Here is a 25,957-nt window from a genome sequence, read left to right on the forward strand (position 1 = left end):
TGAGGCAGCGGCTCAGCCGGCCGTCGCGCGGGCGGCCTGGCGGATCAGGTCGGCGACCGCGCCGGGCCGGGACACCGCGACGGCGTGGGAGGCGTCGACCTCGACGGCCGTGGACCGCGCGCGCTGGGCCATGAAGATCTGCGCTTCCGCCGGCACCGCGAGGTCCTGCTGCGTGACCAGGGTCCAGGACGGGATCGTCCGCCAGGCCGCCGCCGTCGCCTTCTCCTCCAAGGCCTCGCTGGTGATGGGCCGCTGCGTCGCGATCATCAGCTCGACGACCTCCGGGGGGACATCGGCGGCGAACACCTGACGGAACTTGTCCGGCTGGATGTACAGGTCGGTCACCGTGCCGCCGCGCCCGTCGGGGACGGGAACGGGGTCCAGCGCGGACCCCAGTTCGTTGCCGGGGAACTTCCCGGCCAGCTCGCCGGTGCTCTCCCCCTCCTCCAGCAGGAAGCTGCCCACGTAGACGAGCGCCCGGACGCCGGGGTGCCCGTCCGCCGCCACGCTCATCACCGAGCCGCCGTAGGAGTGGCCGGCCAGCACGATCGGACCGCGCACCTGGTCCAGGATGCTGCGCAGCTGGTCGGCGTCGTCGCGCAGGCCCCGGAGCGGGTTCGCCGCGGCGATGACCGGGTAGCCGTCGCTCCTGAGCTGCTCGATCACCCCGTTCCAGCTCGCCGATTCGGCGAACGCGCCGTGCACGAGCACCACGGTGGGCTTCTCCTGAGCCGACGGGCGCTCGTCGGTGGTGATGGTCATCGTCGTTCCTCTCGATCCGCAGCGACCGGGACGACCGGATCGGCCGCGTCAGCGCTGATATATCGACCGTAGGAAGCGGGCCCGGCCTTCGCGTACGTCAGATGACGGCCCATCCGACTACCCGTCGGCCAGGCGAGGGGGTCGGTGTCCGGTCACCACGCTCGCGCTCTCGGCTGTGCGGTTGCCGAGAGGTCGCGGAGCGGCGCAATATACTGCGTGGCCACTCCCGGAACTGCCCCGAGCTTCGATCGCAGCCTGCTCCGCGACGACGTGTACCGCCGACTCCGCGATGCCATCGAGAACGGCACGTTCCAGCCCGGTGAGCAGCTCAAGGACAAGGAACTCGCCGCATGGCTCGGCGTCAGCCGGACCCCCGTCCGCGAGGCGCTGCTGCGCCTGGCGCAGAGCGGGCTCGTCCTGGCCCAGCCCGGCCGTTCGACCATCGTCAGGCCGCTCGACGTCCGGGAGGTCCGAGACGCCCGGGACGTCGTCGCCGCGATGCACCAGGTGGCCGTCCGCGAGGCCGTCCCCGCCCTCACCGAGGCGGACGTGACCACCATGCGCGACGCCAACCGCCGGTTCGCCGCCGCCGTCGAGAGCGGCGACGTCGAGTCGGCCGTGCGGGCCGACGACGAACTGCACGGCGTGCCCGTGACCATCTGCGGCAACCGCGCGCTGGCCACGGTCCTCGAGCAGTTCACCCCCACGCTGCGCCGGGCGGAGCGGCTCCGGTTCGGCTCCACCCAGGGTCACGCATCCGTCGCGCAGCACGACGAGCTCATCCGGCTCTGCGCCGCCGGCGACGTGGCGGGCGCGGCCGCCGTCGCCTTCGGCACCTGGCACAGCCTGCAGACCGATGCGGGGTCGACCGCCGACTCCCCGGACGCGGACGGTTGACTGCCGGGCGGCGGCCATCGCGGTGTGACCGGCCGCGCGGAGCTCGCCCCGGCTCGCGGGCGACCTCCACCACCGGCGGCCACCAGCCGCTGAGCATCGTGCGTCGGGGAAGCGCCTGCTCCGGCGAACGGCGGTCCGGCCACGGACCGTCAGGTCCCCGGCGCGGGAAAGGACACCCGCACGGACAGGCCGCCCTCCGGCGGCGCGGAGAGCTCCAGCGCCGCACCGTGGGCCTCTGCCACCCTGGCCACGATCGCCAGCCCGAGTCCGCTGCCGGGCGGGACGGGGCCGCCCCCGCCGGCCGACGTCCGGCCTTCTCCCCGCACGAAGGGTTCGGTCAGCTTCGCCAGCAGGTGCGGTGGAACCACTGGGCCGGTGTTGAGCACGCGCAGCTCGGCCCGGCCCTCGGCGGTCGTGCCGGTCGTGACCTGGACGCACCCGCCGGGGCCGGTGTTGTGGCGGATCCCGTTGAGCACCACGTTGGCCACCAGCTGCCGGACCAGGGGCGGGGCCCCGTCGAGGTCGCCCTCGCCCAGGTGCGCCTCGACGACGATCCCGGCCTGATCGGCGACCGTCGTCAGCTCCGAGACGACGTCGGCGGTGAGCTCGGCGAGGTCGACGGGGGTACGTGACGGGGTGCGGCCCTGGTCGAGGGCAGCCAGGGCCAGCAGCGCCTCCACCGTCTCGGTGCCCCGCCGGTTGGTCTGGTCGAGCCGGCGCAGCAGCCGTTCGACGTCCACGCCGGCCGGGTCGGCCAGCGCGACGTCGAGCATGGCGCGTTCGACGGCGTACGGGGTGCGCAGCTCGTGGGAGGCGTTGGCGGCGAACCGGCGGTGCTCGTCGAGGGAGGCCTGGAGCCGGTCGAGCATGGTGTCGAAGGTGTCGGCGAGCTCCCGGAACTCGTCGCGAGTGCCCTGCAGGCGCACCCGGTTCTCCAGCGAGCCGGCCGAGACCTGCCGTGCGACGGCGTGGATCAGGTGCAGCGGGCGGAGCATCCGGCCGGCCAGGAACCAGCCGCCGATCAGACCGACGACGACCAGCACGCCGAGTCCTGCCGCGGCCCGCGGCCACAGCGCGGTCAGCAGGTCGTTCCGGTCCGGGATGAACCCGGCCGCGCCGGTGAGGTTGCCCTCGGGCACGAACCAGATGACCGAGACCAGCACCGCCACCAGGGCCAGTCCGGCGACGAGCAGGAAGCCGGCGTAGCTGAGGGTCAGGCGCAGCCGGGCACTCACCGGCGGTCGGCGCCGCTCGTGTCGACGCCGTTCGTCGGCGCCCCCACCCGGTAGCCGCTGCCGGGAACGGTGTGGATGAGCCACGGGTCGCCCAGGCGCTTGCGCAGGGAGGAGATGGTGATCCGGACGGCGTTGGTGAACGGGTCCGCGTTCTCGTCCCACGCCTGCTCGAGCAGCGACTCCGCGCTGACCACACCGCCACGGGCGGCCATCAGCACCTCCAGCACCGCGAACTGCTTGCGGGTGAGCCCCACGTACCGGCCGTCCCGGTAGACCTCGCGACGGAAGGGATCGAGGGTCAGGCCGGCGAACTCCACCACCGGGGGCGCGCCGTCGACCGGACGGCGGCCCAGCGCGCGCAGCCGCACCACCAGCTCCCGCATCGCGAAGGGCTTGGTGAGGTAGTCGTCGGCGCCGAGTTCGAAGCCGGCGACCTTCTCCTCCAGCCGGTCGGCCGCGGTCAGCATGAGGATCCGGCAGGGCAGGCCGTCGGCGACGATGCGGCGGGCCACCTCGTCCCCCGACGTGCCCGGCAGGTCGCGGTCGAGCACGACGACGTCGTAGCTGTTGACGGCCACGTGCTCCAGCGCGCTGTCCCCGTCGTGGACCACGTCGGCGGCGATGGCCTCCAGCCGCAGAGCGTCCCGGATGGCATCGGCCAGGTAGGGCTCGTCCTCCGCGATCAGCACCCGCATGGTCGAAGCGTAAGGAGCGCGCCGTATCAGCGATGTATCGGAGCGACGACCGGAGGGAAGTCGGGACGCCCGGCGGCGCTCGTGGGCCTCGGCGGCAAGCTGCCGTGCCGCGACGACGCTGGCCGGTTCGCGGGCAGACGCCATGCGGTCAGCCGGCGGTGGGGTCGTCGGCCGGCGCGGGACACTCGCCTCCGCGCTCGACGGCCAGCTCGAAGTGCCACATCTCGTTGCCGTAGGTCTGGCACAGGCCGTAGTCCGACCCGTGCTGAGCCAGCCAGCTCATCGCGTCCGTGGGACCGATGTCGACCGCATCGCCCGTGACGTGGGATGACTCGTCGGGACCGAGCACCCACTCCCGGGCCGCGGCGGGGCTGCCGTACTCGGCCACCGCGGCGTCGAAGAGCGCCTGCTGATAGGCGGCGCTGCGCCACCCGCTGGACACGTGGAAGTCCACCCCGTCGGCCGTCGCGTCCCGGGCCGCGTCCTGCACCGCCGCGCGCAGCGCGCTGTCCAGGTTGGTGATGGCCGGGACGTCGGCGAACGCCGACAGCTCCTCGCCGTCGGCGACGTGGCCGTTCTCGACGGTCATCGCTCCCCCGTCCGACGCCCTCGGAACCGGTCCTCCGGCGGCGCCGGCCGGACCGGCGGGACCGGTCGACGAGCAGCCGGTCACCCCTGCGGCCAGCAAGGGTGCGGTGACCAGCACGGACAGGAGCCTCCGCCGGGGACGGCGCGTTCCGCCTCGACGCTGGGCGGCCCGACGCGATGCGGCCCGGCACAGGGTGGCGAGCGCGACTCCCAGGACCGTGCCCGTGGTGTTGGCGGCCACGTCGACCAGGTCGGGCACGCGGCCGGGGAGCACCCCCTGCGCCAGCTCGATCAGCACCGACGTCGTGGCTCCGAGCGCAAGCGGCAGCACCGGACCTGAGCGCCTGAGGGCCAGCGCGGCCAGCGCACCCACCGGGACGAAGAGCAGCACGTTCGCCACCGCCTCGACCGGACGCCGGGACACGGTGCCCACCCACGGGGCGAGCAGTGCCTCGACCCCGGCCACCACGGTCCTGCGGGCGCCGGCGACGACCTCGGCCGGGCCGAGCGTGATGGCGGCGACGGCGAGCACGACGGCGACCGCAGAGAGCACCGGCAGGCCCGGTCGCCACGGCGCCGACCGGCCGGCGACGGACGCTCGGGCGGCCCGTCTCGTCGCGATGGCAGGTGGTCGGCGGGTGATCTTCACGGTGGAGCTCCTCCCCCGCCGGACGGTGCCGGCGCGGACGTGCGAACTGGTGGACGGATCCAGTGCAGTCCGGCGGCGGTTGCCAGGGCGTCTCCGATTGCGCATACGCGCACGACATGCCCGCGCCCACCTGTCGTGGACGTATCCGTTTCCGCGAACGCACGCGCAACGGGCCGGCCGGTTGGGTCGATGGGGCCGTTACCGCGGCAACCTGCCGCTGACCCAGGAGGACCACCGTGCTCGCTCTCCGTTCCACCCCGTTCCGTCGTCGGACGTCGGCGGCGTTGCTCGCCGCACCGGCGCTGGCCTTGGCGTTGGCTGCCTGCGGCACCACTGCCTCACCGACCGGCTCCCCCGCCGCATCGTCGGCATCGGCGGGGGGAGGCAGCGGATCGTCCACCGGCGGCGCGTCCGCCGAGCGGGATGCCTACGACCTGGAGCTGGCCCAGTGCCTGCGCAGCCGCGGACTGGACGTGGAGGACCCGGCCCCGGGTGCCGGGATCCAGGAGAGCGGCCCGGAGGTCCAGGCCGCGGCTGCGGACTGCATGGCCGAGATCGGCGAACCCCCGACGCGGGACTTCAGCGACGAGGAGTTGCGCGCGATGCACGAGAGCGGGCTCGCGCTGGCCGAGTGCCTGCGCGAACTCGGCCACGACGTGTCCGATCCCGAGGTGGGGGCTCCGCTGGCCCTGGACGGCGTGCCCGACGCCGACTTCGCCGACTGCACGACGCCGGCCGAATGACGCCCCGGCCAGCGGCGCGCCCGACGGGTGAGGCCACGCAGTCAGCGCCCGGGGAGGTGCAACGGCCGGAGTCGGTCGAGCCCGCCGCGACGGCGCGCTCCGGAGCGGTGGCCGACCCGCCTGGCCCCGCACGTCGGCGGTGGCGGGTGGTCGCGGCGGCCGGGCTGCTGGCCGCCGCGCTTGCCGGCGCCGGCGTCTGGACCCAGCAGGGAGTGCGGGAGGACGCCGCGACGACGCCATCCACCCGACCGGCGACCGTCCCGGTGACCGTGGGGACGATGGTGGCCGCGACCGACGTGCGTGGGACCCTGCGCTTCCCGGTCGGGGTGCCTGTCACCTCCCGATCGCCCGGCGTGGTCACGATGCTCCCGGCCGTCGGCACGACGATCTCCGCCGGCGATCCGCTCTACACCGTCGACACCCGACCGGTCGTCCTCCTCAGCGGGCAGGTACCGGCCTGGCGGACCTTGCGGGCCGGCGTGACCGACGGGGAGGACGTTCGGCAACTGGAGCAGAACCTGGTGGCGTTCGGCCACTTCACCGGCGCACCCGACGCACGCTTCACCGGTGCCACGGCCTCCGCGGTCCGGGCCTGGCAGAAGGCCTTGGGCGTGGAGCGCACCGGCGTCGTCGAGCGGTCGGCGGTGCTGGTCTCCGACCGGCCCGTCCGCGTGGCGGCGCTCACCAGCCGGCTCGGCGCGGAGGTGGCCCCCGGCACGGAGCTGTTCACCACATCGGGCACCGACAAGGTCGTCGATGTCGACCTCGGGCTGGACGACCAGAGCCTCGCCGTCGTCGGCGCCGCGGTCACGGTCGTGCTGCCCGACGGGACCGAGCTCCCCGCCACCGTGCGCAGCGTGGGTGAGGCCGTGGAGCGGCCCTCGACCGACGGGACGAGCACGAGGATCGTGGTGCCGGTCGCCCTGGACCTGGACGACCAGGCCGGCGCGGCGGCCTTCTCGCAGGCGGACGTGCTCGTCCGGTTCACCAGCACCCTCGGCGAGGACGTCCTGACCGTCCCGGTCGAGGCGCTCGTCGCCGTCGACGAGACCACCTTCGGCGTCGAGGTGCCCGGCCGGCGGGCCGGTGACCCGACGACCGTCGTCCCGGTCACCGTCGGCGCATTCGCCTCCGGACGCGTCCAGATCTCCGGCGACGGCATCCGCGAGGGTCTCCACGTCGTGGTGCCGACCCGATGAGCGCCGTCCTCCGCCTCGACGATGTCACCCGGAGCTACGGAACGCCCCCCGCGCGAGCACTGGCCGGGATCACCCTCGCCGTGGAGGCGGGCGAGTTCGTCGCCGTGGTCGGCCCCAGCGGGTCGGGCAAGTCCACCCTGCTCAACGTCATGGGCACCCTCGATCACCCCACCTCCGGTCGGGTGTTCATCGACGGCGTCGACATCGGCGGGCTGTCCGACGCCGGCCTCTCGGCCCTGCGGGCCTTCCGGATCGGGTTCGTGTTCCAGCAGTTCCATCTCGCCGAGGGGGTGAGCGCCGTGGACGCCGTCGCGGATGGGCTGCTCTACACCGGCGTGCCTCGCCGCGTTCGCCGGGAGCGGGCCCGTGCCGCGCTGGACGGAGTGGGGCTCGGGCACCGACTGGACCACCTGCCCTCCCAACTGTCCGGGGGCGAGCGGCAGCGCGTCGCGATCGCTCGCGCCGTCGTCGGGAGGCCACCGCTGCTGCTGGCCGACGAGCCGACCGGGAACCTCGACTCCCGCTCCGGGGGCAGCATCGTGGAACTGCTGCACGAGCTGCACCGGACCGGGACGACGGTCGTCGTCATCACCCACGATCAGCGACTCGCGGCCCGCCTGCCCCGGCAGGTGTCCATCGCCGACGGCCGGGTCGTGGCCGACTCCGGGTCCCCGATCGCCGCCGGTGGCGACGGACGGGGGACCCGGTGACCCCCGCCGACGGGCGCAGGCGACCTGGCTCCCCTGCGTCCCGGCTGCGCGCGGGGGATCTCGTGCACCTGGGCTCGGCAGGCCTTCGTGCCCGTCCCGTGCGCGCCGTGCTCTCCGCGCTCGGCATCGCCATCGGGATCGGCGCCATGGTCGCCGTGGTGGGCTTGTCCGCCTCCAGCCAGGCACGCCTGGACCGGCAACTGGCGGCGCTGGGCACCAACCTGCTCACCGCCGGCGTGGCCGACTCCCCCGGCGGGATCGAGTTCCCGTCGCTCCCGGCCGACGCGGCAGCCCGGGTCGAGCGGATCGCCGGGGTCACCGCGGCCACGACCACCGCCGACCTCGGCGACGTCGCCGTCTACCGCAGCAAGGCGGTCGACGCCGGGCTGACCGGCGGCCTGACGGTCACCGCCACCGAGCTGGACCTGCTGGACGTCGTCGGGGGGCACGTGCGGACCGGTCGCTGGCTGGACGAGGCCTCCGCCCGCTTCCCCACGACGGTCCTGGGCGCCACGGCAGCGCGGCGGCTGGGGATCACCGAGGTGGGGCGGCAGGTGTGGCTGGGCGGCCGGAACACGACCGTGCTCGGGATCCTCGATCCGGTGCAGCTGGCCCCTGAGCTCGACGTCGCCGCCCTGGTGGGAATGCCGGTCGCCACGTCCGAACTCGGCTACACCGGGACGCCGACCCGGTTGTACGAGCGTTCCACGGACGCAACGGTCGCCGCAGTCGCCCGTCTCATCCCCCCGTCCCTGCAGCCCGCCCAGCCCGGCGCGGTCGCGGTCTCCCGCCCCTCGGACGCCCTCGCCGCGCGCGCTGCCGCCGACGAGGCGTTCACCGGGCTGCTGCTGGGCCTGGGTGCGATCGCGCTCGTCGTGGGCGGGATCGGGGTGGCCAACACGATGATCATCTCGGTCATCGAGCGGCGACGGGAGATCGGTCTGCGCCGTGCGCTCGGCGCCACCCGGCGGCACATCGCCGCCCAGTTCCTCAGCGAGGCGCTCCTGCTGTCGGCGCTGGGCGGCGTCGCCGGAGCGGGGATCGGGAGCGCGGTCACCGCGGTGGTGGCCGTGGCCAACGGATGGCTCCCCGTGGTGCCGCCCGGCGTCCCCGTCGTCGGCGTGGCCGCGACCCTGGGCATCGGCGCCGTCGCCGGGCTCTACCCGGCCCTGCGCGCTGCCCGCACACCACCGACGGTGGCACTGTCCGCGTGACCCGGCCGCTCGTAGCGGCCCGTGACCGGAACGGACGGTGTCACCGTCCGGCTGACCAGGCCGTCCCGCCCCGAGAAGCGCAGGGTTCGCGTGTGCGAGGGGGGCACGTTCCACCCTGCGGGCAGCTGCCCAGCCCCGGAGCGACGACCTCCCGGTGGCTCCGCAACAGCGCGCCGAGGACCCACCCGACGTCGGTCTGGGTGACCTGCTCGCTCTGCGGTGCAGGGGACGGACGCACCTGCCCATGGTGAGGCGGCGCGAGGTCGACCGGCTCCCTCGAACAGATCAGAGGTACCGCGGGCACACCATGATCGCCGGAGGATCACGGAGCGGGCCCGGGCGGTCGTCGGCCTCAGCCGGCCGTCGCGCGGGCGGCCTCGAGGATCAGGTCGGCGACCGCGCCGGGCCGGGAGACGGCGACGGCGACGGCGACGGCGACGGCGTGGGATGCCTCGACCTCGACGGCCGTGGACCGCGCGCGCTGGGCCATGGAGATCTGCGCCTCGGCCGGGACCGCGAGGTCCTGCCGCGTGACCAGGGTCCACGACGGGATGGTCCGCCAGGCCGCGACCGGGACGACCGGATCGGCCGCGTCAGCGCTGGTGTGTCGACCGCAGGAGGCGGGCCCGGCCTTCGCGTACGTCAGACGACCTTCGCGCCGACGGTGGATCGGGTCGGTTCCGGACCGATCGCGGCCCGCAGGGCCACGCGGGAGGTGATCCCCAGCTTCGGGAAGATCCGGTGCAGGTGCGTGCCGACCGTCCGGTGCGACAGGTACAGCCGCGCGCCGATCTCCCGGTTGGTCAGGCCCTGCGCCGCCAGCTGCGCGATCAGCACCTCCTGCGGGCTCAGCTGCTCGCGCGCCTCCGGGGTGCGCGGCCTGCTCTGCTCCCCGGAGGCGCGCAGCTCGTGGCGCGCCCGGTCGCCCCACGCAGCGGCGCCCAGAGCGTCGAAGGTGTCCCGGGCGGCCCGCAGCGGGGCCCGGGCCTCCGCCGGCCGCCGACGGCGGCGCAGCCAGGCGCCGTGGGACAGCTGCAGCCGGGCGCGGGCGAAGGGCCAGGCACCCAGGTCGGCTGCCAGGGCGGCCGAGAAGAGCTCCTCGGCGTCGTCCTCGGGAGCCAGGAGCGCTCGGCCGTACCGCAACCCGATGTGCAGCACCGGGGACGGCGTCCGCGCCGCGATCGCCTCCAGGTCCGCCAGGATCGGCTCGACCTCGGCCCGGTGCCCGCTGCGGACGGCGGCCTCCACCAGGTCGCCGACGGCGAAGCTGCGCACCACGGGGTGGTAGGCGGGGTCGGCGGGGTCGGAGAGACGGACGAGCTGGTCCCAGGCCGCCTGGTGCAGCCCCCCGTTGAGCGCGACCATGCCGCGGGCGAACTGCACGACCGCCAGGACGGCGTTCGAGTCGACCTGCAGCCCCAGCCGGGCCGCCTCGGCGAGGCGCTCCTCCACGTCCTCGGCGCCGCGGACCGCGGAGACCACCGACTGGACCACCAGGGCGACGGCCCTCATCAGCGGCTGGGCGGAGTCGGCGGCGAGCCGGACGGCCTCGTCCGCGGCCGTGGCGGCCAGGTCGAACCGCCCGGCGTTGAGCGCGCTCCAGGCCTGCACCGTCAGCACTCGGCCCAGGAGCCCGAGCCGGCCGTCGGCCCGGAGGCCCGCCAGCGCCGACGTCAGGATGTCCACGGCCAGCGGGAAGTCACCCACGACGCTCGCCGCGAAGCCGGCGGCCTGGGCCCGCGCCGGGTCCACCGGACCGTCGGACACGGCGCGCAGCCGTTCGAGGAGCATCGCCCCGCGATCGAACGGCGCCACGTAGCAGAGCACTTCCACCACGAGCACGTCGTCGGGGTCGAGTGCCTGCTCGACGACCTCCAGGAGGCGGGCGCGCGCCTCGGCGCCGGGATCGGCCCACCAGCACCGCAGTGACGCGGCCTGGAGGAACCGCAGCGCCTGGTCGGCCCGGCCGTCGGCGGCGGCCGCGGCGGCGACCTCGGTCAGCATCCGGGTGCCCGCGCGGACGTCGTGGATGCCCTCCTCGAACCCCTCCCGGATCACCGTCATGCGGGTCCGCTCCCGAGCCGGGACGTCGAGGACCGCCGTCTCGCGCAGGAGACGGTCGACGACGTCGGGCCGCCCCCACTCGAAGGCCAGTTCGGCTGCTTGCAGGTAGCGCCGCACCCGCTGCGCCGGGTCAGCGGTCAGTCGGGCGGCGCGCTCGAGCGCCGCCTGCGCCGCTGCCACGCCACCTCGGCGCTGGGCGCGCGCCGCGGCGTCCTCCAGTGCCGCGGCGACCGCGTCGTCCGGCGCATCGGCGGCCGCAGCCCGATGCCAGATCTGCCGGTCGCTGCCGCGCAGCGTCCCGGCCAGCGCGATGTGCGCCCGCTGCCGCTGGGCCAGGGTGGCCCGCTGCCGGATCGCGTGGCGGACCAGCGGATGACGGAAGGTCAGCTTCCCGCCGTCGGCGGCGACCAGCCCGACCTCGACCGCCGAGGTCAGTGCCTCCGCGGTGACCTCGGCGCCGCGGAGTGCGGACGCCGCGGCCAGGGCCTCCCCCAGGTCGCCCTCGTCCTCCAGCGCTGCGACGAGCAGCAGGTCCCGGGTCGCGTCGGGCAGCCCGGGGAGCCGGGCCGCGAACGCATGCTCCAGTCGCGCGGTCAGCGGCAGGGGTGCGCAGTCGTGCCCCGCGCCCTCCAGAGGCAGCTCCACCAGCGCGAGCGGATTCCCCGCGGCCACGGCCAGCAGACGCCGGCGGTCGGCCGGATCGAGTTGCGGCGCCCGGCGCGCCAGCACGTCCTCGGCGGCGCGACGGTCCAGGCGCTCCAGGTGGTGCTCGTCCAGCGCCGGACCGGAGAGGACGGACGGGAAGCCGTCGCGCTGAGCCGCCACCATCACCACCGCCTCGGACTCCAGCCGCCGCGCGACGAAACCGAGGACGTCGGCGCTGGGCCGGTCGAGCCAGTGCGCGTCGTCGATCGCCAGCACGAGGGGCTGGTCCGCGGCGCTGTCGCTGATCAACGTCAGGGCCGCCAGACCGATCAGGAAGAGCTCCGGTGCAGCGTCGTCGGTCATGCCGAACGCAGCCTTCAGCGCCCGCCGCTGCGGGGCGGGCAACGCGGGAAGGCGACCGAGCAGCGACCGGACCAGCTGGTGGAGGCCGGCGAACGGGAGGTTCATCTCGGACTCCACGCCGGTCGTGCTCAGCACCCGCAGCCCGCGTTCGGCCGCAGCGTCGCACACGTGGCGCAAGAAGGCGGACTTGCCGATACCGGGCTCGCCGCGGACGAGGACGGCGGCGCCGCGGTGGTGCACATCGAGGAGCAGTCGATCGAGCGCGTCGATCTCCGCGTCCCGGCCCACCAGGCCGGCCGCCACCACGTCCGCGCCCATCAGCGCCCACCACCGTCCGGCTGCTGCGCGGATCCTGCCCAGGCGATCCGCGACGCCCTTGACACCGCGGCAATATATTGCCATCGGGGCGCTGAAGTAAAGGCCCGATACGGGCTCTCTGGCTTCGAGACCACGAAATCCTGGCGGCCACACTGCCCGGTCCGGAGAAGCGCACGACCGGGCCGGGCGCCGTACGTCGTCCCAGCCCCTCCATGCGGTCGAGTGCCGGTCGCTCCCCAGCGCGTGGGTCACCGCCCGGCGTCGTCCTGCCCGAGCGCGTCCCGCCGTCGGGCGGCCCTGATCCGGGCGGCCGAGACGAGGCGGTCGTCGCCGTCGCGGAACCGCCGTCGTTCCGCGGCCAGCTGGCGGACGGCGATCAGCGAGGCCGGTTCACTGGTCAGCGACGTCGTGGCGGGGTGGTCCTCGGGCGAAGTCATGTCGCGGATGCTCGCCGGGCGCGAGGGCACGCACATCCGTCAGATGACCGGTCGTCGATGCCTCCCCCGAGGACGACGGTGCCCTGCTGGCGACCCGTTTCGGTCGCCCGGCAGACATCGGCGGCAGGGCCACTCCTCCCGGCGAGTTCGTCGTTCCTCGCGACCAGGAACAGCACCGGGCTCGGTCACATGACGGATGCAGAGCTGCCCGCCGTCGTCGAGCGTCCTACCCCTCACCCCGTCCGCCGGAGCCATCCCGGCCGGCGGACCCGACGCACACGAGGAGCCTCCGCCATGGGCACGATCACCACCGACGACGGAACCGAGATCTTCTACAAGGACTGGGGCACCGGTCAGCCGATCGTCTTCAGCCACGGCTGGCCCCTGTCGTCCGACGACTGGGACGCGCAGCTGATGTTCTTCCTGGCCCAGGGCTACCGGGTCATCGCGCACGACCGGCGGGGGCACGGCCGCTCCGCGCAGGTCAGCGAGGGACACGACATGGACCACTACGCCGACGACCTGGCCGCGCTGACCGCGCACCTCGACCTGCACGACGCGGTGCACGTCGGTCACTCCACCGGTGGGGGCGAGGTGGTCCGCCACCTGGCCCGCCACGGCCAGGACCGGGTGGCCAAGGCGGCGCTGATCGCCGCCGTGCCACCGCTCATGGTGCAGACCGACGCCAACCCCGGCGGCCTGCCCAAGAGCGTCTTCGACGGCATCCAGGAGCAGGTGGCCACCAACCGGTCGGCGTTCTACCGCGACCTCGCCGCCACTGCGTTCTACGGGTTCAACCGGCCCGGCGTGGAGCCGATCGAAGCGGTCATCCAGAACTGGTGGCGGCAGGGGATGACGGGGGGCGCCAAGGCCCACTACGACGGCGTCGTCGCGTTCTCCCAGACCGACTTCACCGACGACCTCAAGAAGATCACGGTGCCGGTGCTGGTCATGCACGGCGACGACGACCAGGTCGTGCCCTACGCGGACTCCGGTCCGCTCTCGGCCGAGCTGCTCCCCAACGGCACACTGAAGACCTACGTCGGCTTCCCGCACGGCATGCCGACCACGCAGGCCGAGACCATCAACGCCGACCTGCTGGAGTTCATCCGCTCCTGACCCGCCGGAGCGGGGGCCGAAGGACTCCCGGGCTCCCTGCGACGAGGCGATCAGCAGCCGGTGGACGCGTCGTTGGTGGAGCGAAGTACCGAGCAACACACAACGCCCGCGACGCCGAGTTCGACATGGTGGAGATCCACGGCGCCAACGGTTACCTCCTCCAACAGTTCATGTCGTCCAGCAGCAACCTGCGAACCGACGAGTACGGCGGCTCACTGGAGAATCGGGCCCGCTTCCCTCTGGAGGTCGTCGACGCCGTCGTCGACGCCTGGGACGCCGCACACGTCGGCGTGCGCATCTCACCGCTCATCAAGTTCGGCGGCCTCGACGACGCCGACGGGCTCGAGATGGGCCTCTATATCGCCGAACGGCTCAACGAGCGCAACGTCGGTCACCTCCACCTGAGCGAACCGGACTGGGCCGAGGGACCCGTTCTCGACGACGACTTCCGCGTCAAGCTCCGCGAAGCCTTCAGCGGCGTCATCATCGCCGCCGGCGGCTACGACGCTGCCAAGGCTGAGCGCGTGCTCCGGAGCGGATGGGCCGACGCCATCGCGTTCGGCAAGTCCTTCATCGCCAATCCCGACCTGCCCGCCCGTCTCGCCATCGGCGCCGGCCTCAACCCGCTGCGACCCGAACTCGTCTACGGCGGCGGCCGCGCCGGCTACACCGACTACCCCACCCTCGAGAGGTCTGCCTGACCATGCCGCACCAAGGGCTTGCCCCACCGTGCGTGGCTCGAGTTCCGGGGGCCTCGGGACGCGTTCAGCGGACAATCCGAGTGGGTGCGCCGAGGGGCAGGTGGCCGTTGGCATCGGGTTCCATCCATCGGAATCCGATGCCTGCTCCGCAGCTCGGGGCCGAGGAGCGGGACCCATGGCTCAGGTCGACAACGACCCGTACCGTCTCCTCGGTCGCGAGCGCGAGCCTGCAGCCGTCGACGCGTTCCTGGCCCGGGTCGAGGCTGACGGTGCCGCCCTCCTGCCGAGAGGCGAACCTGGCGCAGGCGAGTCGGCGCTTCTCGACGCTGCCGCCACGAAAGCGGTCGTCGGCGGGGTGCGGGTCGTCCGCGGTGGAGGCATCGAGCACGGGACCGGTGTGAGCTTCGCCGGTCTGCTCGAGCTCGTCGACCGGCTGGCCGACGAGCTCGAGCAGCTCCCCGCCCCGAGCCGGGAGGCGCTCCAGGTTGCCCTCGGCATCGGCTCGGGCCCCGCCGCGCATCGCTCGACGGTGGTGGGGCATCGCTGGCACTCCTCCGCCGGGCGGGCACCGGCACGCCGCTGCTCGTGGTGATCGACGACATGCACTGGCTGGACCGAGCACGAGCACGGCGTCCGGGTCGACGGCCTGCTCGACGACCTCCAGCAGGCGGGCCCGTGCCTCGGCGCCGGGATCGGCCCACCAGCACCGCAGTGACGCGGGTCCGCTCCCGAGCCGGGACGTCGAGGGCCGCGGTCTCGCGCAGGAGGCGGTCGACGACGTCGGGCCGCCCCCATCAGGAAGAGCTCCGGTGCAGCGTCGTCGGTCATGCCGGACGCCGCCTTCAGCGCCCGCCGCTGCGGGGCGGGCAACGCGGGAAGGCGACCGAGCAGCGACCGGACCAGCTGGTGGAGGCCGGCGAACGGAAGGGTCATCTCGGACTCAACGCCGGTCGTGCTCAGCACCCGCAGCCCGCGTTCGGCCGCAGCGTCGCACACGTGGCGCAAGAAGGCGGACTTGCCGATCCCGGCCTCGCCACGGATCAGGACGGCGGCACCGCGGCGCCGCACGCCGCGGAGCAGCCAATCGAGCGCGTCGATCTCCACGTCCCGGCCCACCAGGCCGGCCGCCATCACGTCCGCACCCATCAGCGCCCACCACCGTCCGGCTGCTGCGCGGATCCTGCCCGGGCGATCCGCGATCCCCTCGACGGCGGCGAGTCAGTGCGCGCGGGACAGTGCGGTGGAGGACCGATACGAGGTCCCTGGTTCCGACACGGCAAGGCGCCCGCGGCCGCCCGTCCGGTGAGCCACTGCCTCGTCTCGTCCTGCCCGACCGGGCCTCGCCGCCGGGCGGTCCGGATACGGGCGGCCGGAGACGAGGCGGTCGTCGCCGTCACGGAACTGCCGTCGCTCCGCGGCCAGCCGGCGGATGGCGATGAGCGAGGCCGACTCCCTGCTCTGCGGTGTCGTGGACGGGTCGTGGCTGGTCGTCACGGCGCGATGACGAGCTCCGCGATGGCGTCGCCGTCCATCGCGAAGCGGTAACGCAGGTCGACGATGCCACCGGGGAAGTTCCCCTCCAGGTGCTTGGTGGCGACCCAGTGCGCATCGTCGGAGCGCTCCACGGCGACGAGGGTGCTGGTGTACGTGAACTCGGCCCCGGCCTTGGCCAGGAAGCGCCGGATCTCCTCGGTCCCGCGATAGGTGATGCCGTCGTCGACCACCACGGCGGTCGGCGTGAAGGCGCGCAACGCGGTGTCCGCATCGCCGGCGTCGTGCGCAGCGAGGTAGCCCCGGATCGTTGCGGGGAGCTGGTCGGGCTGGATGTCGTTCGGTGTGGTCATGGCCCCACGGTGCGGCCTTCCGCGGCGGGAAGGTCAAGCGCTGGACTCTCCCCCAGGGGGAGGGGGCACAGTGCATGCGTGCTGGCGATCGGCGAGTTCTCCCGGCTGACCCACCTGAGCGTGCGCACCCTGCGCCGGTACCACGACGCCGGCCTGCTCGAGCCCGCGGCCGTGGACTCCACGACCGGATACCGCTACTACAGCGCGGAGCAGATCCCGATCGCCCAGGTCATCCACCGGCTGCGCGATCTGGACGTCCCGCTGTCCGACGTCCAACGGATCCTGCGCTCTCCCGACCCCGGGACACGTGCCGCCCTCGTCGCCGACCACCTGCAACGACTCGAGTCGGAGCTGGATCGGACCCGCGCCGCGGTGATGTCGCTGCGTCGGCTGCTCCGGCCGGAGCCGGCCCCGTTGGACGTCGAGCTCCGCACGGTCCCGGCGACGACGGTGGCCGCGGTCGAGGACGACGTGGCGCACGAGGAGGTGCTCGGCTGGTACGCCGGCGCCATGGCCGAGCTGGACGCCGTGGTCCGCCAGCCGACCGGTGCTCCGGGCGGGCTCTACGACAACGGGCTGTTCGAGGACGGCCGCGGGCACCTTCTCGTGTACCGACCGACGGCGGAACCGCCGCGCAGCGGCCGGGTGCACCCGGTGACCCTGCCGGCCGTCGAGCTCGCCGTCACCACCCACGTCGGGGAGCACGACGACATCGACGTCACCTACGGGGAACTCGGCACCTGGGTGGTGAGCAACGCGCTGGCCGTTGCCGGGCCGGTACGGGAGACCTACCTGGTCGGCCCCCGCGACACCGCCGACCCGGCTGCCTGGCGCACCGAGATCGGCTGGCCTGTCTTCCGGATGGCCCCGCGATGAGCGGTCAGCCCGTCCGCTGCCTGCGACGGCGTCGACCACGCCGACTCCTCGGTTGCTGTCGCGGCCGGCACAGGGAGCCGGAGCGCGACCCGGACGGCGCGACCCGGACGGCGCGACCCGGACGGGGCGCGGTGGCGCCGCCGGGATCGACGGCATCCCGACGTGCTCGGGTGCCTCTCTAGCGTCGCCCCGTGCGCGCTGTGCGGATCACCCGCTTCGGCGGCCCCGAGGTCATGGACGTCGTCGACCTGCCCGATCCCACCCCCGGGGACGGCGAGCAGCTCTACGAGGTGAGCTCCGCAGGCGCCAACTTCGCCGACACCCACCACCGGCTGTCGTGAGAGGTCCGTGAGCCTGGACTACCCGCAGGCTTTCAACCACGACGCTTCACCTGCCGTGCGGCCGGGGCAGCGGTACGCCCCCGGCCATCGCCTCACGGGAGGCACGCCGCCGATGCTCCGGCGTGGGGGCCCGCCCGACGAGTCAACTGAACCAGGAGCAGTCTTCCGCCCGTACGGTGGCGCGATGATCGACCAGGAGGAGTTGTTCCGGCTCTACGGGCCGTGGCTCCGCCGCATTCCTGCCGACGCCGCCGCGCTGTTTGCGGGGTACGGCGGGCGGTGGTGGATCGCCGGCGGGTGGGCCGTCGAGGCCTTCACCGGCGTCTCGCGCGACCATGCCGACATCTACCCCAGCATCCCCCGCTCGGACGTAGCCGACCTGCACCGACACCTCGCCGGCCGGCTGGACGTGTGGGCCGCCGACAGCGGTGCGCTCCGTCCAGTGCTCGATCCCGCGGAGGAACCCGTGCCCATGAGCTGCGGCAACCTCTGGTTGCGCAGCAGCGGGGTCGCCCCCCTGGGAGTACGACGTCCTCCTGATGAACGCAACGACCACCACGTGGACGTACAAGCGCGACGACCGCATCACGCGACCGCTCGACGACATCCTCTGGACCGCTGACGGCATCAGCTACCTGCGACCCGAGGTCCAGTTGCTGCATAGGGCGCCAGCGCTACGCACCAAGGACCAACAGGACTTCAACGCCTGCCTCCCCCTGCTCGACGGCTCAGACCGCGCATGGCTGGTCGAAGCCCTTCACCTCGCACACCCCGGCCACCCCTGGCTGGACGAGATCTAGCTGTACTGACCCGAGAGGTTGGTGACGCGGGTGGCGGGAGGTTGGCCGCCGAGGGCGGTGTGGCCGCGGCAAGCCTTGGCATCGACGCCGAACCGAATGAGACCCTGCCTTCAGAAGTGCTGCCGAGTGTCACGTCTGCAGCGGAGCGGGCCCGGCTGCAACTGTGGGCCGCCGCGGACGGCGAAGTCCCCTGGGACCGGCTGCTGTTCAGCTGCAAGGAGGCGGTCTACAAGGCCTGGTTCGGGCGCGCCGGACGGTGGCTGGACTTCTCCGACGTCGAGATCGATGCCTACGCCGGGCACTTCGTGGCGACGCTGCTGGTGCCCGGCCCACTGCCCGACCAGGGGCCCGGGGTCCAGCTCCGAGGACGGTGGGCCGTGCGTCACGGGCTGGTCGTCACGACCGTCCTCGTCCGGCCCGATGGGCATCCGATGACTGCGTGACGGGTGGCTCCCGCCGTGCCCTCGCTCGATCAGGTGCGGGGCTGCGAGGTTGCGGCAGCCTGGTCCTGCTCCGCCACCCGCCCGGCGCCGGGCTGTGTCCGGCGGCGCACCAGGCGGTCGATGACCAAGCCGAGGGTGGCGGCGAAGGCGATCCCGGCCACAGCCCCGAGAAGTGGTTGGTCCTCCACCCATCGGCCACCCAGCGCCCCCACGCCAACCGAGTACGTCGCCCAGGACGCACCGCCGAGAGCCGACAGGACGAGGTTCGGACCTACTCCTGCCGCGCTGAAGGCGGCCAGACCGATGACGACCGACTCACTGGGCACCGGTGGCAGCAAGCCGTCGAACACCGCGAGCAGGAACACCACCGGCAGACCCACACGGCGGCGGCGTTCACCTCGATGAAGGTGTTCAGCGCATCGAGCACGACGCACCTCCCGCTCGTGCCGGTCGAACGGCGACCGGGGTTGCGTGCGGGGTACCCGGGTCGGCGGGCACGAAAGGACGGCGACAGCCGCGCCGCCGGGCCGAGCAGGTCAGGCATCACGGGTCCGCAGCCGGGCGTACCCGGCGCCCAGGCACAGCCCGGCCCAGACGACCAGCACGAGGACCGCCGTGATCCATCCGTACGGGTCGTTGTCCTGGGTCAGGAGCACGTTCCCCGCGGTGTCGGGGAGGTAATCGCTGGCGTCGTTGAGCCAGTCGAGGGTGGTGACCCGCAACAGCGGCGGGACGGCGAGCAGCAGCATCGTGATGGCGGTGATCGTCCCGGCGGCGCTGCGGAGCAGGGTGCCCAGCCCCAGGGTGATGGCCCCGAGGAGAGCCAAGTAGCCGCCGGCACCCACCGTCGTCCACACGAGGTCGCTCAGGACGAAGTCGCCGTAGTCCCCGGCCAGCGGGGCGACCGCGGCCGTGCCGACCAGGCACAGCAGGACGCCGGACAGGAAACTGAGCACCAGCACCACGACCAGCTTGGCCAGCAGCATGCGGCCACGGAGCGGCACGCTTTGCAACGTGGTGATGATCGACCGCGTGGAGTACTCGCTGGCGATCAGCAGGGTCGCTATGGCGAGGACGGGCAACTGCGCCAGCGCCAGCCCGTCCATCGCCGCGTGTGGCGCCGGCCGGGTGACGTCGAACCCATTGTCACCGCTGGCCGCCATGGACATCCCGACGACGACGCCGATGATCACCATCAGCGCGAGTGCGACGACGACGCTCCACAGCGTGGAGCGGAGGGACAGCAGCTTGATGCGCTCGAAGGCGATGGCGCCTCGGAGACCGGCGCCGGCGTCGGCCGGGGCGAGGTGGTCGGAGACGTCCTGGCCGGCCGTCGTGGTGGAGGTGGACACGGAGATCCCTTCCTAGCTCTGGGTGGCCGGAGTCGAGGACTGCTGCGCCGCGTTGGACGTCCCGTACACGACCGAGGACGCCGTCAGCTCCATGTACGCGTCCTCGAGGGTGGCCAGCCGGGAGGCAAGCTCGTAGATCCGCACGCCGTTCCGGAACGCCAGCTCGCCGATCTCGTCCAGCGAACCGCCGGTGACCAGCAGGGCGTCGTCGGCATCGGTCACGCGCATGCCGGCCTGGTCCAGGTGACGGCGCAAGACAGCCGCCTCCGGGCTGCGTACCCGGATGGCGTTGGACGTGCTGGTCGCGATGACCTCCTGCATGGGCGCGTCGATGATCAGCTTCCCGCGCCCGATGACGATGAGGTGGTCGGCGGTGTCCTCCATCTCGCTCATCAGGTGGCTGGACACCAGCACGGTCCGCCCCTCGTCGGCCAGCCCCCGCATCAGCTGGCGGATCCACCGGACGCCATCGGGGTCGAGGCCGTTGACGGGCTCGTCGAGCAACAGGACGGCCGGATCACCGAGCAGGGCTGCGGCGATCGCGAGGCGCTGCCCCATGCCGAGGGAGAACTCACCGACCCGCTTGCCCTGCACGTCCGCGAGCCCGACCCGCTCCAACACCGCGGCGGCCCGCGAGGTGGGGATGCCGTTGCTGCGCGCCATCCCGCGGAGGTGGGCGACCGCAGTCCGGCCGGGGTGCGCGGCCCGGGCGTCCAGAGCGGCGCCGACGACCCGCAACGGAGCTGCCAGCGAGGCGTAGGGACGGCCGTTGACCAGAGCCGCGCCCGAGTCCGGCCGGTCCAGCCCCGTGATCATCCGCATGGTCGTGCTCTTGCCGGCCCCGTTGGGGCCCAGGAAGCCGGTCACCCGGCCGGCCTGGACCTCCAGGGTCAGGTCGTCGACGGCTGTCTGGTCGCCGTACCTCTTCGTCAGGTTCTGCAGCGAGATCATGCCGGGCTCATCTCCATGCCGTCGACGCTAGGGACGGCCCTCACCAGGTCGCTGCTGCCGATCGGCAGCAGTGACCCTTACTTTCGTCAGCGTTCCCGGGGAGCGGGCCGATCGCGGCGGTAGCGTGCCGGCCATGATCACGAGGGCGGTCCGCGGATCCACGGCGCGCGTGAACCGCGCCGACCGCATCGACGCACTCTGGGCGGCGCTGTTGGTGGGCCCCCTCGTCGTGGGCGGCCCGTCGAACTCCCTGACCGTCGCCACGGTGGTGGTCATCCTTGCGGGCGTGGCCGCCAGCAGGCGGTCGCCGCTGGTCTCGCTGGTTCTGGCGTCGCTGCTCAGCGTGCTGCCGGCCACCTCCGAAGACGAGCTGCTCAACGCCTGGCCAGTCGTGCCCATGGCAGTCCTGGGTTTCCTGGCCGGGCGGCGGGCCGTCGACACCCGGGGAGCGCTGACCACCTTCTCCGCGATCGCTGCCCTGGGCCTCGCCGTGGCCACGGCCCAGGGGGAAGGCTGGACGTGGCTGCTCACCCTGGTCGTCGAGCTGGCCGTCGTCCTGCCGTGGTGGCTGGGGCGGCACCTGCGGCTCCGGGCCGATCTCGCCTCCGCCGGATGGGAGCGGGCGGCGCGGTTGGAGCGCGCCCAGCGAGTCGTCGCCGAGCAGGCCCGGTTGCGTGAGCGGGCGCGCATCGCCGAGGACATGCACGACTCGCTGGGGCACTTCCTGAGCCTGCTGGCCCTGCAGGCCGGTGCGCTGGAGATGAAGGCGTCCTTGGACCCCTCCACCCGTGAGGCAGCGGCCCAACTGCGGGCCACCGCCGTTGACGCGACCAGTCTGCTGCACGAGACCATCGGCATGCTCCGCGAGGTGGCCGAGCCGGTCACCGGCGACCCGGCGCAGGAGAGCATCAGCGCGCTCGTCGACCGGGCCCGGGACTCCGGCGCACCGGTGACCCTCGAGTGCACCGGCGAGCGTGCGGACCTCGCCACGATGGTGGACCGGGCCGCGTACCGGGTGGTGCAGGAGTCGCTGACGAACGCGATCAAGCACGCACCCGGGGCGCCGGTGACCGTCTCGGTCGCCTACGGGGCGGACGTGACCCGGGTGGAGGTGTGCAACCCGCTGACCCCGGCAGCGCGCCCCGAGGTGGAGTCGGGGGTGGGACGGGGCCGGGGGCTGCTCGGGCTGCACGAACGGGTGCGTCTGCTCGGCGGGTCGCTGCGCTCGGGGCCACGGGACGGGGTGTTCTCGGTCGTGGCCACGCTGCCCAGTCGGGGGGCCGAGCCCGGGGAGCCGACCGCCGACCAGGTGCCTGGGTGGTCCGCGCCGGACAACGGTCAGCACCAGGTGCGGAACCGCGTGCGCAGCCAGCAGTGGCGAGCCGCCTACGTGCCGCTCGCGCTGGTGGTCGCCCTGGCCGCGGCGTTCCTGGGCCTGCGGACGTATACCACGACGACGCTGGCCCTGGACCCCCAGGACTACGCCAGGATGACCCCCGGCCAGGAGCGCGCGGAGATCGCCGACCTCCTGCCGCCGGCCCGGATGACCGAGACGCTGCCGGTCGTCCCCGAGCCGTCGGTGCCCTCGGGTGCCACCTGCGAGTACTACCGGACCACCGCGAACCCCTTCGACCTGTCCAACGACCTGTTCCGGCTCTGCTTCGACGCAGACGGCGTGCTGGTGTCCACCGACCGGCTGTCCGAGGACACCGGGGCCCTCCCGTGACCGGCGCCCCCGAAGGCCCCAGCCCGCGGACCCGGGTGGTCATCGCCGACGACGAGGCCATGGTCCGGGCCGGTGTCCGCGCCATCCTCAGCAGCGAGCCGGCCATCGAGGTGGTGGCCGAGGCCGCCGACGGTCGGACGGCGATCGACCTGGTCCGGACCCACCGCCCGGACGTGGCCGTGCTCGATGTCCGGATGCCGGGACTGGACGGTCTCACTGCAGCCATCGAGATCCACACCGTGTCACCGGCGACGGCAGTGGTCGTCCTGACCACCTTCGGCGAGGACGCGTACATCGCCCGAGCCCTGGACGCGGGCGCCAGCGGGTTCCTGCTGAAGGCCTCGGACCCGCGCGAGCTCATCGCCGCGGTCCGCGCCGCGGCGGTCGGCGCGGCATACCTCTCCCCCGCGGTGACCGGCAAGGTCAGCGCCGCGCTGCGGCGCAGCCACCTCTCCCCCGGCGCGGCGGCGGCCCGGGCGCGGATCTCCGCGCTGACCGACCGGGAGCGCGAGGTGCTCAGCCTCATCGGCGTCGGCCTGTCCAACGCCGAGATCGCTGCTCGGCTCTACGTCGTCGAGGGGACCGTCAAGGGCTACGTGAGTGCCATCCTCACCCGCCTCGACGTCCGGAACCGGGTGCAGGCCGCCATCCTCGCGCACGAGGCCGGCCTGGTGCCGCCGGACGGCCTCGCCGCTCCCTGAATCACCGCGGTCGGCCGGACCGGTAAATGGTCGGAGAAGTCGCCGCGCCAGCACCCCTTAACCTCCGGCCATGCGAGCTGTGCAGATCACCCGCTTCGGCGGTCCCGAGGTCCTCGACGTCGTCGACGTCCCCGAGCCGGAGGCCGGTCCCGGCCAGCAGGTCTACGACGTCTCCGCCGCCGGCGTCAACTTCGCCGACACGCACCAGCCGCAGTCGCCCAACTGACCTGAGACCACGGGGTCACGCTCAGGCCACGACATTCACGGAAACCGCGCGGTCGCTCCCGCCCCCGACCCGATCGAGGGGCAGACTCTCCGAGATGAGACGCGCACGGGTCTTCGTCGCCCGCGCCACTCACGACACGGCTGTTGTGCGACAGCTTGAGAGATTGGCTGCCGAACTTCCTCAGTATGAACTCGTACGGATTCCGGTTCGTCCGTATTGGAAGGTGCTCGCCTGGTGGGCTATCCGGCGCTGCGACGTGTTCGTCTTTGTTTCTACGTCGCGTAGCCGACGCTCGCCGCATTGCCTCTGGGAGGCTCGCGTGGCAGCTAGGTACGGGCGGCCCGCTATCACGCTGACCCAAGACCAGCTACCCCGCTTGCCTCGCTTGGTAGATCGAGTGCGGTCCGCTGACCACTTCTGACGCGCTCACTTCAGGCCATTGGCCAGAGGGTGCTGATACCGCGACGCGTCCAGCAGGGATCGGTTCATGGCCTGATGCCAGTCGGCATTCTCGCGCTCCAAGACCGCCTCCGTCTCCAGAATCACTTCCCGCAGCGGCATGATGGGTGATTGTCCGTCATCTAAGGCCACAGCCCTGGTCCGCACACTGTCTAGTTCTGCGACAGCCGCAGAGCACAGGCTGACTTTGTCCTGCCACCGAGCCCTCTGCCGCAAGATCACGATCGTAGACGCGGCAAGGATGAGAATCGGGATCCAAACGGCAGCAAAGGTCTCTGAAGCGACTGCGGTAGCACTTCCCGCGAGAGCGGCAGACGTGCCTACAGTCAACAGTTCTCTACGTCGCAGCTTCTGGGCCGTCGTCCGGTAGTAGCGCAACTGTCCCACGACACGATCAGTCACGTATGCGGCCCTTGTCGGGTCGGCGAACTCGTTGAGAGCTTGAGGGAGTGACGCAGGTCGACCCGCAGACTCGGTGATGACCCCCAGAGGAACACCGGCACGCAGAACGTCTTGATCCACCACCGCTAGGAGCGCCACCAATGCTGCATCAGCGTCCGCGTCACCATTAAGTCGAGCAGCTTGTCGACGGTAGATGGCATGTTGGACCGATTCCGCCGCGTGGCGCAGAGCCAGCCAGTTCCTGCTCGGGACCAGGGTGTCCGACAGGGTGCTGCCCACGGCCAGAAACAGCGGTAGCGCCAGAAGGATCCATTTCAGAGGTCCGAAGCCACCCAGGATTCCGTATGCGACCGAGAGGACCGCGAGCAGCAACGCCCCCACAGCCAGGGCTCCCTGGAACCGGCGGGTCCACGCCTGCTCCGATCGGGCCGCACTGTCGAAGGCACCAAAGCGGGCCCATGCAGAGCGGGTGACACGGTCGCGGTTGAGCCTCCACCGAATGCGGCGATTCAACAGCTCCACCGAATCGTGCGAGATGTCGTGGACTTCCACGTCAGCCGAACGCAGCCCTTCCCATCTGTCATCGAAGGATGGCTCGAAGCCCAGCACTTCCAGCCAGCGAGCCCGCCAACCGCCCCGGCGCTGCACAGCTGACGTCAGCTGGTCAGCTGCTCTACCGGTGCCTGCGAGCGCGAGCACCGGCCACCCGGCCGCCATGAAGGCGGCCGCCTCACTTCGCGAGACGTCACCTCCGTTGGCCAGCAGGACGACGCCCTGCTCGCGTTCGGCCGTCAACTCCTTGGCCAGAGCCAGCAGGACATTGGTCTCCGAGCCCCACGTCTCACCGGCGGTCAGCACGAACTTGTGATGGTTGGGGTCCAGTACGACCCGACCGTCGTCGTCCTCGACGGCTTCCATGACGTGTCTGACTTGGCGTCTCGGGGCCACTCCCAGCAGCTCGACGCCGGGCCACCCGAGCGAAACCTCGCCGATGAGCTGCATGACGCCGGAACTGGTTCCGCCGGAGATGACGAGCGCGCCGGCGCTGCGTGCTGCCGGCAGAACTCCGCGATCGAGAAGGACCCTGACGGCGGCCGCATGCGCCTCCGACAAGTCCCCGGCACCTCCGATGAGGACCAGCACGGCACGCGGCTCGGACAAGCTGAGTGCTTCGAGGGCATGCTCCACGTGCGTCGAGTCGACGACATGCACTACCTGGTCCACGCCGTCAAGATGCGCGCGCGGGTACGTCGCGACGGCGATGTCTCCCACGGGGGGACACTGTCAGCGCTCGATAGAGCTGCAGTCGCGACACGCGGCGAAAACGGGCTTCCTCTACCGTCCACTACTCACAGTTACGTGCCCTGTCGACTTGCGCAAAGGCTCAATCCCCAGACCACTCGGTCGGGACCTGTCCCGACGTCCACGAGAACTGGCCACTGAACCGACCGTCTCTGACTCGGCCGACGTCGGACACGTCCGTCCATACGCCAGGCC

General features: G+C 72.7%; 27 protein-coding genes and 1 pseudogene. 15 read left to right on the forward strand and 13 right to left on the reverse strand.

What is annotated here, in order from left to right:
• Nucleotides 1-12: 12 nt before the first annotated feature.
• Nucleotides 13-762 carry an alpha/beta fold hydrolase gene (locus ACI79Y_RS03965; protein ID WP_457157224.1) on the reverse strand — a complete coding sequence of 250 codons (750 nt, stop codon included), beginning with the start codon at nucleotides 760-762 and terminating at the stop codon, nucleotides 13-15.
• 216 nt (nucleotides 763-978) lie between these two features.
• On the opposite strand from ACI79Y_RS03965, the gene ACI79Y_RS03970 reads away from it, so the two are divergent.
• Nucleotides 979-1,659, forward strand: a complete 681-nt coding sequence (locus ACI79Y_RS03970; RefSeq protein ID WP_457157225.1) for a GntR family transcriptional regulator — start codon at nucleotides 979-981, stop codon at nucleotides 1,657-1,659.
• 149 nt (nucleotides 1,660-1,808) lie between these two features.
• Here the strand turns inward: ACI79Y_RS03970 and ACI79Y_RS03975 are convergent, their stop codons facing one another.
• The 3 genes from ACI79Y_RS03975 to ACI79Y_RS03985 form a co-directional block, all read right to left on the reverse strand.
• Nucleotides 1,809-2,894, reverse strand: a complete 1,086-nt coding sequence (locus tag ACI79Y_RS03975) for a sensor histidine kinase (protein WP_457157226.1) — start codon at nucleotides 2,892-2,894, stop codon at nucleotides 1,809-1,811.
• Nucleotides 2,891-3,589, reverse strand: a complete 699-nt coding sequence (locus ACI79Y_RS03980) for a response regulator transcription factor (RefSeq protein ID WP_457157227.1) — start codon at nucleotides 3,587-3,589, stop codon at nucleotides 2,891-2,893. The genes ACI79Y_RS03975 and ACI79Y_RS03980 overlap by 4 nt, the downstream gene beginning before the upstream one ends.
• Nucleotides 3,590-3,737: 148 nt before the next feature.
• Entirely contained in the window at nucleotides 3,738-4,826 is a 1,089-nt protein-coding gene (locus ACI79Y_RS03985) for a VanZ family protein (RefSeq protein ID WP_457157228.1), read from the reverse strand.
• Between the two features lie 236 nt (nucleotides 4,827-5,062).
• Here ACI79Y_RS03985 and ACI79Y_RS03990 point away from each other — a divergent pair, with 236 nt between their 5' ends.
• From ACI79Y_RS03990 to ACI79Y_RS04005, 4 genes are all read left to right on the forward strand, one after another.
• On the forward strand, nucleotides 5,063-5,569 hold the full coding sequence (locus tag ACI79Y_RS03990; protein WP_457157229.1) for a hypothetical protein: 507 nt from the start codon (nucleotides 5,063-5,065) through the stop codon (nucleotides 5,567-5,569).
• 56 nt (nucleotides 5,570-5,625) lie between these two features.
• Nucleotides 5,626-6,768, forward strand: a complete 1,143-nt coding sequence (locus tag ACI79Y_RS03995) for a peptidoglycan-binding domain-containing protein (protein WP_457157230.1) — start codon at nucleotides 5,626-5,628, stop codon at nucleotides 6,766-6,768.
• Nucleotides 6,765-7,478, forward strand: coding sequence for an ABC transporter ATP-binding protein (locus ACI79Y_RS04000; RefSeq protein ID WP_457157231.1), 714 nt, complete (start codon nucleotides 6,765-6,767; stop codon nucleotides 7,476-7,478). The genes ACI79Y_RS03995 and ACI79Y_RS04000 overlap by 4 nt, the downstream gene beginning before the upstream one ends.
• Before the next feature lie 107 nt (nucleotides 7,479-7,585).
• Nucleotides 7,586-8,692, forward strand: a complete 1,107-nt coding sequence (locus ACI79Y_RS04005) for an ABC transporter permease (protein WP_457157232.1) — start codon at nucleotides 7,586-7,588, stop codon at nucleotides 8,690-8,692.
• 352 nt (nucleotides 8,693-9,044) lie between these two features.
• Here the strand turns inward: ACI79Y_RS04005 and ACI79Y_RS04010 are convergent, their stop codons facing one another.
• The 3 genes from ACI79Y_RS04010 to ACI79Y_RS04020 all read right to left on the reverse strand — a co-directional run bounded on the left by ACI79Y_RS04010 (nucleotide 9,045) and on the right by ACI79Y_RS04020 (nucleotide 12,519).
• A complete protein-coding gene (locus ACI79Y_RS04010) occupies nucleotides 9,045-9,182 on the reverse strand; it encodes a hypothetical protein (protein WP_457157233.1) in 138 nt (45 codons plus the stop codon).
• A 152-nt stretch (nucleotides 9,183-9,334) separates the two neighbouring features.
• Entirely contained in the window at nucleotides 9,335-12,082 is a 2,748-nt protein-coding gene (locus tag ACI79Y_RS04015; protein WP_457157234.1) for an ATP-binding protein, read from the reverse strand.
• A 248-nt stretch (nucleotides 12,083-12,330) separates the two neighbouring features.
• The gene (locus ACI79Y_RS04020; RefSeq protein ID WP_457157235.1) at nucleotides 12,331-12,519 is read right to left on the reverse strand and encodes a hypothetical protein; all 189 of its coding nucleotides are present in this window, start codon (nucleotides 12,517-12,519) and stop codon (nucleotides 12,331-12,333) included.
• Between the two features lie 294 nt (nucleotides 12,520-12,813).
• Between ACI79Y_RS04020 and ACI79Y_RS04025 the strand changes: the two genes are divergently transcribed.
• From ACI79Y_RS04025 to ACI79Y_RS04035, 3 genes are all read left to right on the forward strand, one after another.
• Nucleotides 12,814-13,638, forward strand: coding sequence for an alpha/beta fold hydrolase (locus tag ACI79Y_RS04025; RefSeq protein ID WP_457157236.1), 825 nt, complete (start codon nucleotides 12,814-12,816; stop codon nucleotides 13,636-13,638).
• A complete protein-coding gene (locus ACI79Y_RS04030) occupies nucleotides 13,635-14,339 on the forward strand; it encodes an oxidoreductase (RefSeq protein WP_457157339.1) in 705 nt (234 codons plus the stop codon). The genes ACI79Y_RS04025 and ACI79Y_RS04030 overlap by 4 nt, the downstream gene beginning before the upstream one ends.
• Nucleotides 14,340-14,514: 175 nt before the next feature.
• Nucleotides 14,515-14,931 carry a hypothetical protein gene (locus tag ACI79Y_RS04035; RefSeq protein ID WP_457157342.1) on the forward strand — a complete coding sequence of 139 codons (417 nt, stop codon included), beginning with the start codon at nucleotides 14,515-14,517 and terminating at the stop codon, nucleotides 14,929-14,931.
• Nucleotides 14,932-15,164: 233 nt separating this feature from the next.
• Here ACI79Y_RS04035 and ACI79Y_RS04040 read toward each other — a convergent pair.
• Nucleotides 15,165-15,485, reverse strand: a pseudogene (locus ACI79Y_RS04040) (ATP-binding protein); the annotation flags it as partial.
• Nucleotides 15,486-15,829: 344 nt separating this feature from the next.
• Nucleotides 15,830-16,183, reverse strand: a complete 354-nt coding sequence (locus ACI79Y_RS04045; RefSeq protein WP_457157237.1) for a nuclear transport factor 2 family protein — start codon at nucleotides 16,181-16,183, stop codon at nucleotides 15,830-15,832.
• Nucleotides 16,184-16,261: 78 nt separating this feature from the next.
• Here ACI79Y_RS04045 and ACI79Y_RS04050 point away from each other — a divergent pair, with 78 nt between their 5' ends.
• From ACI79Y_RS04050 to ACI79Y_RS04065, 4 genes are all read left to right on the forward strand, one after another.
• Complete coding sequence (locus ACI79Y_RS04050; RefSeq protein WP_457157238.1) at nucleotides 16,262-17,059, forward strand: MerR family transcriptional regulator; 798 nt, start codon at nucleotides 16,262-16,264, stop codon at nucleotides 17,057-17,059.
• A 191-nt stretch (nucleotides 17,060-17,250) separates the two neighbouring features.
• Nucleotides 17,251-17,400 carry a Zn-dependent oxidoreductase gene (locus ACI79Y_RS04055; RefSeq protein WP_457157239.1) on the forward strand — a complete coding sequence of 50 codons (150 nt, stop codon included), beginning with the start codon at nucleotides 17,251-17,253 and terminating at the stop codon, nucleotides 17,398-17,400.
• Between the two features lie 184 nt (nucleotides 17,401-17,584).
• Nucleotides 17,585-18,022, forward strand: coding sequence for a hypothetical protein (locus ACI79Y_RS04060; RefSeq protein WP_457157240.1), 438 nt, complete (start codon nucleotides 17,585-17,587; stop codon nucleotides 18,020-18,022).
• 237 nt (nucleotides 18,023-18,259) lie between these two features.
• The gene (locus ACI79Y_RS04065; RefSeq protein ID WP_457157340.1) at nucleotides 18,260-18,643 is read left to right on the forward strand and encodes a 4'-phosphopantetheinyl transferase family protein; all 384 of its coding nucleotides are present in this window, start codon (nucleotides 18,260-18,262) and stop codon (nucleotides 18,641-18,643) included.
• 29 nt (nucleotides 18,644-18,672) lie between these two features.
• Here ACI79Y_RS04065 and ACI79Y_RS04070 read toward each other — a convergent pair whose 3' ends face one another.
• The 3 genes from ACI79Y_RS04070 to ACI79Y_RS04080 all read right to left on the reverse strand — a co-directional run bounded on the left by ACI79Y_RS04070 (nucleotide 18,673) and on the right by ACI79Y_RS04080 (nucleotide 20,946).
• Nucleotides 18,673-19,023 (reverse strand): hypothetical protein, encoded by a 351-nt coding sequence (locus ACI79Y_RS04070; protein ID WP_457157241.1) that lies wholly within the window; start codon nucleotides 19,021-19,023, stop codon nucleotides 18,673-18,675.
• 156 nt (nucleotides 19,024-19,179) lie between these two features.
• Complete coding sequence (locus tag ACI79Y_RS04075) at nucleotides 19,180-19,995, reverse strand: hypothetical protein (RefSeq protein ID WP_457157242.1); 816 nt, start codon at nucleotides 19,993-19,995, stop codon at nucleotides 19,180-19,182.
• 12 nt (nucleotides 19,996-20,007) lie between these two features.
• Nucleotides 20,008-20,946 (reverse strand): ABC transporter ATP-binding protein, encoded by a 939-nt coding sequence (locus ACI79Y_RS04080; protein WP_457157243.1) that lies wholly within the window; start codon nucleotides 20,944-20,946, stop codon nucleotides 20,008-20,010.
• A 169-nt stretch (nucleotides 20,947-21,115) separates the two neighbouring features.
• Between ACI79Y_RS04080 and ACI79Y_RS04085 the strand changes: the two genes are divergently transcribed.
• The 3 genes from ACI79Y_RS04085 to ACI79Y_RS04095 all read left to right on the forward strand — a co-directional run bounded on the left by ACI79Y_RS04085 (nucleotide 21,116) and on the right by ACI79Y_RS04095 (nucleotide 23,599).
• Nucleotides 21,116-22,672, forward strand: a complete 1,557-nt coding sequence (locus ACI79Y_RS04085; RefSeq protein WP_457157244.1) for a sensor histidine kinase — start codon at nucleotides 21,116-21,118, stop codon at nucleotides 22,670-22,672.
• Nucleotides 22,669-23,373, forward strand: coding sequence for a response regulator (locus ACI79Y_RS04090; RefSeq protein ID WP_457157245.1), 705 nt, complete (start codon nucleotides 22,669-22,671; stop codon nucleotides 23,371-23,373). Before ACI79Y_RS04085 ends, ACI79Y_RS04090 begins: the two co-directional genes overlap by 4 nt.
• Nucleotides 23,374-23,443: 70 nt before the next feature.
• Nucleotides 23,444-23,599, forward strand: a complete 156-nt coding sequence (locus tag ACI79Y_RS04095) for a Zn-dependent oxidoreductase (RefSeq protein ID WP_457157246.1) — start codon at nucleotides 23,444-23,446, stop codon at nucleotides 23,597-23,599.
• Nucleotides 23,600-24,025: 426 nt separating this feature from the next.
• Here the strand turns inward: ACI79Y_RS04095 and ACI79Y_RS04100 are convergent, their stop codons facing one another.
• Entirely contained in the window at nucleotides 24,026-25,732 is a 1,707-nt protein-coding gene (locus ACI79Y_RS04100; protein WP_457157247.1) for a DUF4231 domain-containing protein, read from the reverse strand.
• Nucleotides 25,733-25,957 lie beyond the last annotated feature (225 nt).

This window comes from Modestobacter sp. SYSU DS0875, from assembly GCF_054050915.1.